Annotated in this window: 13 protein-coding genes; 2 read left to right on the top strand and 11 right to left on the bottom strand. The window is 70.4% G+C overall.

Annotated elements, in window-relative coordinates; translation table 11 throughout:
- Positions 1-12: 12 nt before the first annotated feature.
- The 5 genes from AB0K35_RS01465 to AB0K35_RS01445 form a co-directional block, all read right to left on the bottom strand.
- Complete coding sequence (locus AB0K35_RS01465) at positions 13-495, bottom strand: DUF2231 domain-containing protein (protein ID WP_238669531.1); 483 nt, start codon at positions 493-495, stop codon at positions 13-15.
- A gap of 117 nt (positions 496-612) precedes the next feature.
- On the bottom strand, positions 613-1,245 hold the full coding sequence (locus AB0K35_RS01460) for a LysE family translocator (protein WP_363882888.1): 633 nt from the start codon (positions 1,243-1,245) through the stop codon (positions 613-615).
- Between the two features lie 2 nt (positions 1,246-1,247).
- The gene (locus AB0K35_RS01455; RefSeq protein WP_363882885.1) at positions 1,248-1,994 is read right to left on the bottom strand and encodes a metallophosphoesterase; all 747 of its coding nucleotides are present in this window, start codon (positions 1,992-1,994) and stop codon (positions 1,248-1,250) included.
- A gap of 88 nt (positions 1,995-2,082) precedes the next feature.
- Complete coding sequence (locus AB0K35_RS01450) at positions 2,083-3,123, bottom strand: SEC-C domain-containing protein (RefSeq protein ID WP_238669528.1); 1,041 nt, start codon at positions 3,121-3,123, stop codon at positions 2,083-2,085.
- A gap of 92 nt (positions 3,124-3,215) precedes the next feature.
- Positions 3,216-4,046 carry an NAD(P)H-binding protein gene (locus AB0K35_RS01445; protein ID WP_363882882.1) on the bottom strand — a complete coding sequence of 277 codons (831 nt, stop codon included), beginning with the start codon at positions 4,044-4,046 and terminating at the stop codon, positions 3,216-3,218.
- A 103-nt stretch (positions 4,047-4,149) separates the two neighbouring features.
- On the opposite strand from AB0K35_RS01445, the gene AB0K35_RS01440 reads away from it, so the two are divergent.
- Together AB0K35_RS01440 and AB0K35_RS01435 are read left to right on the top strand one after the other, a co-directional pair.
- On the top strand, positions 4,150-5,076 hold the full coding sequence (locus AB0K35_RS01440) for an AraC family transcriptional regulator (protein ID WP_238669526.1): 927 nt from the start codon (positions 4,150-4,152) through the stop codon (positions 5,074-5,076).
- 134 nt (positions 5,077-5,210) lie between these two features.
- Positions 5,211-7,280, top strand: coding sequence for a phosphocholine-specific phospholipase C (locus AB0K35_RS01435; RefSeq protein WP_363882879.1), 2,070 nt, complete (start codon positions 5,211-5,213; stop codon positions 7,278-7,280).
- Between the two features lie 183 nt (positions 7,281-7,463).
- On the opposite strand, the gene AB0K35_RS01430 is transcribed toward AB0K35_RS01435, so the two are convergent.
- The 6 genes from AB0K35_RS01430 to AB0K35_RS01405 form a co-directional block, all read right to left on the bottom strand.
- On the bottom strand, positions 7,464-8,300 hold the full coding sequence (locus AB0K35_RS01430; RefSeq protein ID WP_363882876.1) for an aldo/keto reductase: 837 nt from the start codon (positions 8,298-8,300) through the stop codon (positions 7,464-7,466).
- A 62-nt stretch (positions 8,301-8,362) separates the two neighbouring features.
- Entirely contained in the window at positions 8,363-10,162 is a 1,800-nt protein-coding gene (locus tag AB0K35_RS01425; RefSeq protein ID WP_238669523.1) for a glycoside hydrolase family 15 protein, read from the bottom strand.
- 70 nt (positions 10,163-10,232) lie between these two features.
- The gene (locus AB0K35_RS01420) at positions 10,233-10,709 is read right to left on the bottom strand and encodes a hypothetical protein (protein ID WP_363882873.1); all 477 of its coding nucleotides are present in this window, start codon (positions 10,707-10,709) and stop codon (positions 10,233-10,235) included.
- Between the two features lie 245 nt (positions 10,710-10,954).
- The gene (locus tag AB0K35_RS01415) at positions 10,955-11,641 is read right to left on the bottom strand and encodes a hypothetical protein (RefSeq protein WP_238669521.1); all 687 of its coding nucleotides are present in this window, start codon (positions 11,639-11,641) and stop codon (positions 10,955-10,957) included.
- 125 nt (positions 11,642-11,766) lie between these two features.
- On the bottom strand, positions 11,767-12,981 hold the full coding sequence (locus AB0K35_RS01410; protein WP_363882869.1) for an exonuclease domain-containing protein: 1,215 nt from the start codon (positions 12,979-12,981) through the stop codon (positions 11,767-11,769).
- A gap of 14 nt (positions 12,982-12,995) precedes the next feature.
- On the bottom strand, positions 12,996-13,691 hold the full coding sequence (locus AB0K35_RS01405) for a DUF6218 family protein (protein ID WP_363882866.1): 696 nt from the start codon (positions 13,689-13,691) through the stop codon (positions 12,996-12,998).
- Between the last annotated feature and the right edge of the window lie 64 nt (positions 13,692-13,755).

Genomic DNA, 13,755 nt, shown 5'->3' with positions numbered 1-13,755 from the left:
GGTGCCGGACCGTCACTGGCCCTCCCAGACCGCCTTCGCCCCGGAGTCGCCCGTACGGAACACGTAATACACGGTGACGGCCGCGGCCACCAGCGACAACACCTGCAACGCCGGGGTCAGCAGTCGGGGGCGCGCACCCGCGGCGGGACGCGGCGGAACGAGCCGGACCAGTGCCAGGGCCACCACCCCCAACCCGATGCTGGCGTAGAGCGTGATGTCACCGAACTCCTGGTGCGCCTCCAGCTTCGGCAGGAACTCGGGGGTGACCCGCTTGGCGGCGCGCATCCGCTCAAGGAAGGCGTCGCCGGAGAGCTTCGTCAGCAGGGCGGCGACCGGCGCACCCACTGCCAGCAACCCCAGCACCCACCGGGTGTGCGGCCGGATCGGCGGTACGAACGCGTAACCGACAGTCAGCAGAGCCAGCAGCGGCACGAACACGACAGCGGCGTGCAGCAGCAGAGGGTGGGCCGGGATGCCCATGAACTCCTCGAACATCGGCGTCTCCTCCGGTGACATCAGCCTGGACGTTGATCGTCCACACCGGGACGCTATCGGTACCACGCGGGCGTGTCATCCCCGTCGATCACTCACCTGTCGCACCGCAGTGCGGACTCAGGTCGCCGCCGCACGTACGCCGAGGCCGACCAGGATCACGCCGGTCAGTCGATCGAGCATTCGTCGCACCGATGCGGTGCGGAGCAACCGGGCGGCGGCACCGGAGACGACGGTCCAGCCGGCGAGCCAACAGGTGTGCAGCGCGGCGTGCGCCGTGGCGAGCAGCACCATCGGCACCAGCACCGGTCGGCCCGGTTCGAGGAACTGCGGTGCCAACGTGAGGTAGATGGCGGCGGCCTTGGGGTTCAGCACGTTGCCGAGCAACCCTTGCAGGTACGGGTGGTCCACTCGCCAGGGCAGCCTTCGGGCGGGAACCGCCGGTCGCCGTTCCGCTCCCGCGCGGCGCGACGCGGACCAGAGCATCCAGAGCCCGAGCCCGACCAGATAACCGGCCCCGACCAGCTTGACCACCCAGAACGCCTGCGACGAGCGGAGCACCAGCGCGGCCAGGCCGACGGCGGCCAGCGTGGCGTGCGCGTAGAGCCCGGTCACCGTACCCAGGATCACCCACCAGCCCTGCCGCCGCCCGCCGGCGGCCACCCGCGAGATGACCAGGGTCAGGCTCGCGCCCGGCGTGGCGGTGATCGGCGCGACGGCGAGCAGGAAACCGAGCACCGCGACCCCGTGCATGCTCAGACCACCACCCGGTAGTGGGTGGTGAACAGCCCGGCGTCGTCGTACACGTGGAACGCGACGCCGGGCGGTTGGGTCTGGGTGGCCAACGGGCCCTCGCCCTCCCAGGGCATCCGCAGTGTGGAGACCACACCCGGGGCGATCCGCAGTGGACGGCCCGCGAAGGTGCTCGCGGCGGCGGTGTGGAAATGCCCCGTCAGCACGGCGACGACCTGCGGGTGGGCGGCGACGAGCTCGGCCAGGGGGTCGGCCGGCAGCAGCCGCATCGGGTCGATGACCGGGTGGTGCAGCACCACCGGCGGGTGATGCAGGGCGACGAACGTCGGCGTCCCGGCCGGCACCGAACCCAGCTCGTCGGCGAGCCAGGCCATCGTCTCCTCGTCCAGGTGACCGTCGTCCGCACCGGGCACCGACGAGTCGGCGAGGAGGAAGACCGCCCCGGCCACGTCGTGGCGGGCGTTGATCGGGCCGGTGCCGCCGCCGTCGTCACCGAGCAGACCCTTGCGGTACGCGTCACGCACATCGTGGTTGCCGGGGCAGAGCATCACCGGCAACGGAGAGTCGAAGAGCTTCGCGGCGGTCTCGTACTCGGCCACCTCGCCGTGGTCGGCGATGTCCCCGGTGATCAGGATCGCGTCGACAGGCCGTGGCAGGCCGTGCAGGTAGTCCATGACCCGGGCGGTCCGCTCGGCCGACCGGGGATGGCTGTCGAGGTGGGTGTCACTGAGATGCGCGATGACCAGCACGGGGGCTCTCCTAACGGCTACCAACATCAAGCCGTCAGGGGACACTACTCCGGCCAGGTCGGCCGCCGCAGCGTGGTGTCCGCCGAGGTCAGCTCCGGGAACGCGGCAGGCAGTCCTTCTTGTACTTGAGGCCCGAACCGCACCAGCAGGCGTCGTTGCGCTCCGGCGGCCAGGCGATCCGTGCGCTGGGCCGCGCCGACACCTCGGCCGCGTAGCCGGCCCGGACCGCCGCGTCGGCCGGATCGCCGCCACGTCGACCGGCGAACGCGGTCAACCCGGCCACTGTCGCGCCGAACACGCCCAACCCGGCCTGGCCTGCTTCCCTCAGCCGAACCAACTCCGTCTCCAGCCGGCCCCGGTGCGCGTCCCAGTCCGGCCCGTACACCTGGGTGAGGGCAGGGTGCTCGGCGAGCAGGCGATCGAATTCGGCCCGCGGCCAGAAGAGCAGATCCGACTCGGCGTCCCGACGCTCCCCGGCCCGACGCACGAGCTGGGTCTCCAGCCGGTCCGCCAGGTCGTCCTGCCGGTCGTGCGGCAGGTTCAGATTGCGGCGTACCCGATGCCGTTGTTGCAGCAGGAAGAAGGCGACACCCGGCGCGTCCGGCGGACCGAGCTCGACCACCGGGTCGACAGCGGTGCTGGCCGGCCCGGCCGCGGCAATCGCACCTTCGAGCACAGTGTTGACCGCCTCGCTCAGCCACGTCTCGGCGGTCGCCGAACGCCCACCGGCATCCAGCGCGGCACTGACGTAGGCGGGGGCGTCGGGCTGCACGAGCAGCAACGGGCGCAACGCCGTCAACTCCGCCAGCGCCTCGTCGTCGCGGCCGCCGGCCCGGAACAGCGCGCGGGCCCGCAGCGCGCGGGCGAACCCGGCCCGAGGGTCATCACCGGACGGGTACGCCGCCAGCGCCTGCTCCGCGTAGCGCAGCGCGGCCTCGGGCCTGGCCCGGATCTCGGCGATCTCGGCGGCCAGCGTGAACGCGTCCCCGGCGTCGTCCGGGTCCTCCAGCCGGCCCTGCTCGGCGGCCTCCGCTACGTCGGCGGCGACACCGAGCGGATCGGCGTTCCCGAGCGCCGAGCGGCGAAGTTCGGCGAGGTCAGCCTTGGTGAGTGTCTCTCTCGTCGGCACGATCTCACGGTACGTCGGGGTACGCGCGGAATGCGGGCAGATCACCTGTTACCCCGCTCTCACGCCGCGTCTTCTGCCTGCCGCCGGGCGGACTACGACCAGGCGCCGGCCGCCGCGGCCTGAGCGGCGTAGGTGTCGAAGTCGAGCGGGTCCCGTCCGAGAACTCGTCGTACCCCGTCGGTCGGTTCGGCGAGATGACCAGCCCGCATCCCGGTGAACAGGGCGTTCAGCGCCGTCGCCGCCTCCGCCGGATAGCCCTCGGCGAGCAGCTCCGCGTGGTACTGCTCGGGGGTGAGCTCCTCGTAGCGCATCGAACGGCCGGTCACCCGGGTGATCGTCGCCACCGCCGCGGCGAACGTGAGCGCACGAGGACCAGACAGGTCGTACACCTGTTCGTGGTGACCGGGCGACGTCAGCAGCGTCGCGGCCACGTCGGCGACGTCCTGGGCGTCGACGAACGGCTCCGGCGTGGCGCCCATCGGCAGGGCCAGCCGACCGTCGAGCAGCGGTTGGCGAAACAGGTCCTCGCTGAAGTTCTGGCTGAAGTTGTTCGGCCGGATGATCGTCCACTCGATGCCGGATGCGCGCACCGCCTCCTCCGCGGCGAGCATGCCGGGGGAGAAGTCAGCGACCCGGTCGATCCCCCGGCCGGAGAGCGCCACGATCCGGCCGACACCCGCGTCGACAGCCTGGGTCACGAAGTGTGTGGCCAGCGCCGGGTCCTCCGGAGCGAGCAGGTAGACCGCCGAGACGCCCGCCAGGGCCGGCTGCCAGGTGTCCCGCCGCGACCAGTCGAACCGCACCTCACCGGAGCGAGAGGCGGCCCGGGCGGACCGACCCGCAGCCCGCAGCGTCTGGACCAGCCGACGACCGGTCTTGCCGGTGCCAGCCATCACGAGTGTCGAAGATGCGTCCGTCGTCATGACCACCAGTCAACGCGCCCGGTCGAGGGCGGGACATGTCCTGTCGTACGTCAGGCATGTCCGATCGTCCGCGGTCCATCCTCCGCGCTCTATCGTCGGTGGCATGGACCCGTTCGACAGTCTGCTGCGCGGTCTGCACGCTAACGGCGCGGCCTTCGGCCGGTCGGTGCTGACGCCGCCGTCGGCGCTGCGGTTCACCGACGGCGCACCGCTGACGCTCTGCGTCCCGATGCGGGGCGAGGGCTGGATCTCCCACCCGGAGAGCGACAAGCCTCGCCTGGTCCGGGTCGGCGAGGCGGCCACAGTGCGCGGGCCGGCGCCGTTCGTCTTCTCCGCCGAGCCCCGGTCGAGCTTCGAGCCCGGGGAACTGCGCGACGTCCGGCGCGGCCAGACCGGCCCGGTCGAGCCGGTGGGCGCGGACCACACCGACAGTCTCGTGCTGCTGGTCGGGGTGTACCACGTCCGGGGTCGGGTGCCCCAGCGGTTGTTGGGCGCGCTGCCGCCGGTGCTCGTCGTGCCCGAGGACCAGGACTGCGCCGCGCTGCGCGACTACCTGGACGCCCAACTCGACGCGGGGCGGCACGGACGACAGGTGGTGCTGGACCGCCTGCTGGACTGGTTGCTGGTGTGCACCGTGCGGGACTGGTTCGACCAACCGGAGGCCGAGGCCCCCGGCTGGTACCGCGCGCTGAGCGACGACACAGTCGGCCCGGTGCTGCGCGCCATGCACGACGCTCCCGGTCGCCAGTGGACCCTGGCCAGCCTGGCCGCGCAGGCCGGAGTCTCCCGGTCGACGCTGGCCAAACGGTTCACCGCGTTGGTGGGCGAGCCGCCGCTCACCTACCTGACCGACTGGCGCATGACGGTGGCCGCCGACATGCTGTCCGAATCGAGCGCGACTGTCGCCGCCGTGGCACGTCACCTCGGGTACGCGGACGCGTTCGGGTTCAGCGCGGCCTTCAAACGTGTCCACGGCATGAGCCCGAGCCGGCATCGACGGCTCACCCGGGTCGACGCCACCGCGGCCTGAGCGGCTACTCGTCCAGGCCCGGAGCCGGTCGACGAGTGGTCGCAAAACCAACTAACCACTGTCATCTGCCGTCAACCCGTCGTCGGTAGCGTCCGGTCGCCAGTTTCCCGACCAGGTCGCACAAAGGCGGAATTATGGGCACTGTGGATCGCCGTACGTTCCTGAAGGCGATGGGAGTTCCCGCGATCGGCGCGGCGCTTCCGATGGACCTCAGCAAGGCGCTCGCCATCCCGGCGAACAACCGGACCGGCTCGATCGAAGACGTCGAGCACGTCATCATCCTGATGCAGGAGAACCGCTCGTTCGACCACTACTTCGGCACCATGCGTGGCGTACGCGGATTCGGTGACCCCCATCCGGCGACACTGCCGTCGGGCAAGGACGTGTGGCACCAGCCCAACGGGACCGACGAGCTGCTGCCCTTCCGCCCCGAGGTGAAGGACCTCGGCCGGACCTTCCTGCCGGACCCGCCGCACGGCTGGAACGACGGGCACGCCGCCTGGAACGACGGCCGGTTCGACAAGTGGGTGCCGAACAAGGGCGTCACGGCGATGACCTACCACACCCGCCAGGACCTGCCGTACCACTACGCGCTCGCCGACGCGTTCACCGTCTGCGACAGCTACCACTGCTCGCTGATGGGCCCGACCGACCCGAACCGCTACCACATGTGGAGCGGCTGGGTCGGCAACGACGGCAAGGGCGGCGGCCCGGTCATCACCAACGCCGAGGCCGGCTACGACTGGTCCACCTACCCGGAGCGGCTGGAGCGCAACGGCATCTCCTGGAAGATCTACCAGGACGTCGGCACCGGCCTCAACGCCGCCGGCTCCTGGGGCTGGACCAACGACCCGTACATCGGCAACTACGGCGACAACTCGCTGCTCTACTTCCACCAGTACCAGAACGCGCAGCCCGGAACGCCCCTCGCGGACAAGGCCAAGACCGGCACCGAGGTCAGGACCCAGGGCCGCGACCCGGAGGCGCTCCTGGCCGACTTCCGCGCCGACGTCGAGGCGGGACGCCTGCCGGAGGTCTCCTGGATCACCGCACCCGAGGCGTACACCGAGCACCCGAACTGGGAGCCCGCCTACGGCTCCTGGTACATCTCGCAGGTCATCGACATCCTCGCCGCGAACCCCGAGGTGTGGAGCAAGATGGCGCTCTTCATCACCTACGACGAGGAGGGCGGCTTCTTCGACCACGTGGTCCCACCGACGCCCCCGCAGACCCGCGAGCACGGGCAGTCGACAGTGCCGACCACCAACGAGATCTTCCCCGGCGACGCCGACCACCCGGCCGGACCGTACGGCCTCGGCATCCGGGTTCCCATGGTCATCGTCTCGCCGTGGACGCGCGGCGGCTACGTGAACTCGCAGGTCTTCGACCACACCTCACTGATCAAGTTCCTGGAGGCGCGGTTCGGGCCCGGCCGGCCGGACCTGATCGAGCAGAACATCACCCCGTGGCGGCGGGCCGTCGTCGGCGACCTGACCACGGCGTTCGACTTCCGGCACCCGAACCGCTCACGCGAGGTCAGGCTGCCCGACACCGACGACTTCAAGCCCGAGGAACTGGTCCGGCACCCCGACGAGGTGCCGGTCCCGCCGGCCGACCAGCGGCTGCCGAAGCAGGAGCACGGGGTACGCCCGGCACGGCCGATCCCCTACACCCTGCACGCCGACGGGCACCGCAGTGACGACTCGTTCCGGATCGACTTCCGCAACTCCGGCGGTGCCGCCGCTGTCTTCCAGGTCCGCCAGGCGGGCCGCGCGGACGCCCCGCGCAGCTACACGGTCGAGCCGGGCAAGCACCTGACCGACACCTGGCCGGTCACCTCCGGGTACGACCTGTCGGTGCACGGGCCGAACGGGTTCTTCCGCCGATTCGCCGACGGCCGGTCCCACCTCGACGTCACCCCCGCCTACGACGAGCACGACTACAAGCTCGCCCTCACGCTCACCAACCGCCTGTCGAAGCGGGTCGAGGTGACCGTCCGCGACGGGTACAACGCCCGACCGGTCACACTGTCGCTGCGCCCCGGCGAGACCGAGCGCGTCACGTGGGCGCTCGCCCGCACCCACGGCTGGTACGACCTGACGGTCCACGTCGCCGGTGACGCCGACTTCGCGTACCGCTGCGCGGGTCACGTCGAGAACGGCAAGGACAGCATCAGCGACCCGGCCCTCGGCGGGCTCGTCTAAGCGACACCGCGTCACCCGGGTCGCGGACGGCCCGGGTGACGCGGCTCGGCGCCGCGATCGGCGGCGGATGTGCGGATGAGCGGATGTGCGGATGTGCGGATGTGCGGATGAGCGTGATGACTCACAGGCATATCGATGCCGCACAGTCATCACGCTCGTCACGGCGCTCGTACGTCGGCTCGGTCAGAACTCCTCGTACACCGCCGGGTCCTGGTCCGAAAGCCGCCCGTCCGGGCGGCCCAGCGCGGTGATGGCCTCGACCTGCGCGTCGGTGAGCTTGATACCGAAGACGTCGAGGTTCTCGACCTGCCGCTGCGGGGAGGCGGCCTTGGGCAGCGGGATCACCTGACGGGCCACGTGCCAGGCGAGGATGGCCTGCGCCGGGCTGACGCCGTGCGCTGTCGCGATCTCCACGACGACGGGGTGCTGCTGCAGGTCGTTGCCGTGGCCGAGCGGGCTCCACCCCTGCACCAGGATGCCGTGCTCCCGGTGGTAGTCGAGCGCTTCCTGCTGCGGAAAGTACGGGTGCACCTCGATCTGGTTGACCACCGGGGCGACCCCGGTCTCGGCCACCAGCCGCTCGATGTGCTCGGGCAGGAAGTTGGAGAGCCCGATGTGCCGCACCAGCCCACGCTCACGCGCCTCGATCAACGCCCGCCACGCCTGCACGTACCTGTCGACCTTCGGGTTCGGCCAGTGGATCAGGTACAGGTCGATTCGGTCGAGGCCGGTGCGGAAAACACTCTCCTCGATGGTGGTCAGCGCCTCGTCGTAGCTGTGGTGCCGCCCCGGCAGCTTCGAGGTGACGACCAGCTCGTCCCGCACGTCACCGGCCGACCGGGCCGCCCGGCCGACAGCGCCCTCGTTCTCGTAGTTCACCGCCGAGTCGATCAACCGGTAGCCGGTCCGGATCGCCTGGCCGATCGCGTCGACACCCGCCGAGCCGTTCAGCCGGTACGTGCCGAGCCCGATCGCCGGCAGAGTGGTGCCGTCGGCTGCCGTCAGATGGGGAATCGTCATGATCGGAACCCTACCCGCGCGAGCCGTCCCGCAGGCTGGGTCTCTTCCGCCCGGACGGTCCCTCAGGTGGCCCCGTCACCAGCGGGGGCGTCCCTGATGGCGAGTGCGGCCTGGATGAGCGCGGCGTGGGTCAGCGTCTGCGGGTAGTTGCCGAGGTGGGCACCCGTCGCCGGGTCCACCTCCTCGGCGTAGAGGCCAAGTGGGCTGGCGTGGTCGGCCATGACCCGGAACAGCTCGACGGCCTCACGGCGACGCCCGGTGCGGGCAAGGGCCTGAACGAGCCAGAACGAGCAGGGAAGGAACGCGCCCTCGGTGCCGGGGAGGCCGTCACGTCCGGGCGGGTAGCGGTAGAGCAGTGGACCGCCGGCGGACAGCCGGTCCCGGATGGCGTCGATGGTGCCGCGCACCCGGGGTGACTCGGCCCGGTCCATGCCCAGCAGCGGCAGGACGAGCAGCGCCGCGTCGAGATCGGAGGAGCCGTAGCTGCGGACGTAGCTGACCGCCGTCGGGTCGAAGCCGCGCGTCCGGACCTCGGCGGCGATCGCAGCACGGGCGTTCTGCCAGCGTCGACGTTGACCCTCCCGCAGGGGGTGCGTGTCGGCGATGGCCAGGGCACGATCCAGAGCGAGCCAGCCCATGAGCTTGGAATGGACGTGTTGGTCGGGCTCCCGCACCTCCCAGATACCGGCATCGGGCTGCTGCCAACAACCGGCGACGACGTCGGCGAAACCGCGCACCGCCCGCCACGTCTCGGCGGAGAGGCGGTGCCCGCCCTGGGCGAACGCCCAGGCGGCGTCGATCACCCAGCCGTAGCCGTCGAGCTGGTGCTGACCGGCGGCGCCGTTGCCCATCCGTACCGGACGGCTGTCGAGGTAGCCGGGCCAACCGGACAACTCTCGCTCCGCCGGCACCTGCCTGCCGTGCAGGGTGAGCAGCGCCGGCAGGCGTGGCCGTTGCAGTCGGCTCGCGTGCAACAGCCACGCGAGGAAACCACGTGCCTCGTCGGTCTTGCCGACACTGAGGAAAGCGCTGACGCCGATGCTGGCGTCCCGGGGCCAGACATAGCGGTAGTCCCAGTTACGTCCCCCACCGGGATCCTCGGGCAGTGACGTGGTCGGTGCGGCCACCGGCGCTTTGCAGGGCGAGTAGGTCAACAGCCGCAAGGTGAGCAGACTTCGTACGACGTGTTCCCGGAACGGCAGCCGCTCGTCGATCTCCGCGGTCCAGGCCCGCCAACGGCTCTCGTCCTCAACCAGCAGGTCCCAGGCGGCCGTCGGCTCGACGTGGATCAGCGGTTCGCGGTGGGCCACGGCCAGCACGAGGGTGACCGGACGGCCCGGGCGGACGGTGATCGAGCTGGGCCGACCCGGTTCGATGCCGAACGCGGGCGTGCTGTCCAACGCGACAGCGAGCGCCCCCCACTCACACACGAGGGCCTGGCTCCGGTGGTGGGCTCGGGGCCGGCGGTGCCGTGCGCCGAGGCGGGGATCGAACTCCACCACCGCGTCGACCGGCGCCTGCTCGGCCGACAGCCGTCGCACGATCAGTGTCGCGGGCAGCAGGCGACCGCTGACCTCGGCCACCATCGCCTCGGTGAGGGTCAGCCGGCCGCCGCCCACCGCCCAGGTGGTTTCCAGGGTGGCGGTGTGCTGCCGGTACCGCCGTTCGACGACAGTGGCCGGCCCGGCCGGGCCGACCCGGAAGGTTCCGGCTTCCGGGCCCCCGACCAGTCGGCCGAACAGGGGATCGCCGTCGAAGCGTGGCACGCAGAGCCAGTCCATCGCGCCGTCACTCGCGACCAGGGCGGCGGTGCGAGTGTCGCCCAGCAGACCGTAGTCGCTGATCGGCGGCCCGTCAGTCATCGAGATCGCCCCTTGACGGGCCGGGCTGACGAACAACGTGCGTCCGGCGGGAACAACAGTCGTGTGCGGGTCACCTGGCCTGCAGGAGCAACCCAAGAAAGGCCCCGTAGATGACGTGGACGACAACCGTGACCAGCGGTGTCTGGATGCCGTAGTTGACGGCGAACAGGCCGGGCGGCTCCAACACCGCCGTGCTGGCCGGCCCCGCCCGTTGCGAGGCCATCCGCGGGTGGACACCAGGAAGCAGCGGAAGAATCACCGTCAGCGCGATCCCGACGTGCACGATCCCGAGCAGTGCCCCGATCCACCAGGTGGCGCGGTGCAACAGCGCGAACGTGGCCGCGTAACCGAGGGCGAAACCCTGACCGGTGCAGAGGTGCAGGAAGAACCCGACGACCCGCGCCCGGTCGGGATCGTCGGTGACGAAGGCCCCGAGCACCAGGGGAAGGTCGAGCCGAGTGAGACCGGCCAGCTGAGCGGAGATCATCGCCGCGGTGAGCGCCGCGGTGGCGACCAACCCGAACAACGCCCATCCGGCCCAGTCCATCTCAGCAGTCGTCGACGCCGCGGGCGTACTCGGTCATCGGTCCACCCTCCGGCTGAACAACGCGAATCCCACGGCCCGGACCGGACACCCGCCCCACCGGGTGCCCGGTTTCTCACCATAAGCCCACGAACCTGTCGCGCTGACCCGCTCGCGCAGATGTCCCTTGACGAGTTGACACCGGGTCGGTGCCGTGCCACTGCCTCAGGTAGGCGCTCCACCCATGCCGGCGGTGCGCTGCACGTCGGTCACGGCCAGGACGGCGGTGGTGGGCCGAATGCGCGACGACTGGCCCGCACGGCCAGAGCAGCGAGGGCAGCGTTGGCACCACCGCCGATCACCGCACCGATACCGAACGGTGCCACTCGACCGAGAACGATGATTCCCTGCTTGGTTCCGTACTTCGTGATGAAGTTCCGCCCCAGGACCGTGTTGATCTGGCGCAACGTGGCGACAGGCACCTTGGCGACAACCTGACGCCCCCAGTGTTGCCCCGTGCGCTCGGCGACCCTCGTGATGGTGGCGGAGCCGGACCCGCCGAGCATGATCCCCATCACGATCGTTCGGCGGCGCTCGACCTCGTCGATGCGGACTCCGTGGACTTCAGCGATCGAGAGCGCGAAGAGCGCGCTCAGCTGAAGTGAGGACAGAGCCTCGCCGGCCGTCAGCGCCAGTGCGACGCCCGTGCCGACGCCCGGTGCCGCTGCGGTTCCGCCGACGGCGGCGCCCGCCCCGGTCAACGCGCTGACATAGATCCGCTCCAGGTTGCGGATCACCTCGGCTGGTGTCGCCTCCGGGTTGCGCTGGCGGGCCCGGGCGAGGTTCTTCTGCACCAGTGGGGTCTGCAGGGCGATTGCCTTGTCCAGCAGGTCGAGGACCCGCTGCCCACGTGCGCCCGCCTCCGGCGCCGGTAAATCGAGGGCGTCGTCTGCCATGCCTTGAACTCCTTGGTCGTCACGTCTCAACTGGGCTGCCACTCGACCAACCGATCGGATCTTGCGTCACCTCATTGACCGGTGGACGCCCTACTGGGTGGGCGAGTTCGTTCCTTCAAGGCGCATTACTCAGCGAAGTCGGCGAGCATGCGCTGGTACGCGATGGGGTGCACGACCGGAACGGCGTACTGGCGGGCCTTCTTGGCCTTGCCGGACATCGAGTCGGGGTCAGCAGCCACCAGGAGGCGGGTCTTCTTGGTGACGTTGTCACCGACCTGGAGCCCTGCCGCCCGAGCATCTTCTTCCCAGGACCACCGCGGTGGTTCCATCGCCCCGGTGAAGACCACCACGTCGCCGGGTCGAAGCCGCCAACTCTTGGTCTGAGGCCGGGCCGGGCCGACGTCACGAGCGGCCTTGAGGGCATGGTCGACGTCGGAGGCTTGTAGCCCGAGCAACGAGGCAACCTGGTCCAGGTCGTGGCGTTCGGCCGACGTGAGGACGTTGTCCTCCAACGCCACGGCCGCCAGACTCGCCAGATAGGTGCGGTGCAGGTGGTCGACGTCGACTCGGGCGAGGCCGAGCTCTTCGGCCGTGGCGACGAGCGCGTCCGCTTCGCTGGCCGAGATATGCCGGTCAAGCAGTGCCTGGTCGAGCAGATCGAGGTACGCGTCCCCCTGTGGTTCACGGAGCCGCGGGAGCCGGTCCACCAGCCGAGCCAGGAAGTGCTCCTCCCGGTGCCCAGGCTCTCGGCGAGGCACCGGCACCACTGCTTCGGTAGCCAAGGGTGGCCAAGGCGCAGCCGCAGCGGCGTCAATGACGGACGTCCACGGCGGTGGCGTTCCTACGTCCCGCAGATAGCGGGCCAGAAGCTGCGAGGCCGCCCTCGCGTCATGCAGAGCGGAGTGGGCCTGGTGCGGCGGCAACCCCGCCGCGCGACAGCAGTCGTGCAGGCTGCGGCCGGCCGACGGGAGGAAGTGCCCGGCCAGCCGCATGGTGCACAGCCCTTCGGCCAGGCTGATCGGCAGTTCAATCCCCAACCGGCGGTACTCCGCGATGAGGAATGCGGCGTCGAAGTGCAGGTTATGAGCGACCAGCACCCTCCCGCGAAGGAGGCTGGCTACGTGACCTGCCAGCCGACCGAACTCCGGTGCGCGCCGTGCTTCGGCGGCCGAGATGCCGTGGATGAGTTGTGGACCGAGATCCCGGCCGGGGTTGACCAGGCTGCACCACTCGTGCGTCACCTGCCCGGCGTCGTCAAGGTGGATGACGGCGACCTCGACCACGCGGTCGTGCCAACTGGTGCGCAGGCCCGTCGTTTCCAGGTCGATAACTGCGTACACGTCGGGTCGACTCCTTAGATCGTGGCCTGAGCGGAGTTGTCGGCGGCAGCACGCAACCAGGCCAGCCACCGTGGAGGCAACGGCTGTGGCTCGCCCAGAGCGCGCAGGTACTTTCGGCGATACCGTGCCTGTTCCGTGTCCTGCCAGAGCTGAGCGGTCATGGCGACAGCCGACGTCAGGGCCAGCGCCGACCCCGCGACCGGCGATGCGGCGCGCGGCTGCGCGGCGAGCCGGATCGCCAGATCCTCGTGATCCGGCACCTCGCTGGGCCAGGCGAGCGGGGCCAGCTTCGACTTGGACACCGCACGCTGCCGGTCGATTGCGTCGCTGTAGGCGGACCGGTGCTCGGTGATCTCCGCGAGTAGGTCGGAGACGGTCAGCACGTTCCCCCGCAGCATGTTGACCAGTTCCTGCGGCAGTACGTGAGCGATCCTCTCCAGGATCGCGACCGGAGCCTCCCGGTTCCACCCCACCAGGCACCGCCCCTGCAACATCCACATGATGCGAACAAGTTGGTCGTCCTGCGCGGCTTCATCGAGGCGTACCAGCCACGCCCCGCCGGCGCGTCCGGTCGGGCTGAGCCGCCACACCGCTACCGCCTCGACGCCGTCCGCGTCGGGGCCGACGGCGAGAACAGCATGACCACGCGCACCGGGCACGTAGTCAACGGAAATGGCCAGTTCGCTCTCGGACTCCTCAGGTTCTGCCATCCCACGTCCTTCATGATCGACAACAGGAGCATCACAGTAGGTGTCAATGTGCTCACCCAGGCTC

This window comes from Micromonospora sp. NPDC053740 (assembly GCF_040677775.1).
In the GTDB taxonomy this organism is placed as follows: domain Bacteria; phylum Actinomycetota; class Actinomycetes; order Mycobacteriales; family Micromonosporaceae; genus Micromonospora; species Micromonospora alfalfae.
This window is presented reverse-complemented; position numbering and strand designations above follow the sequence as displayed.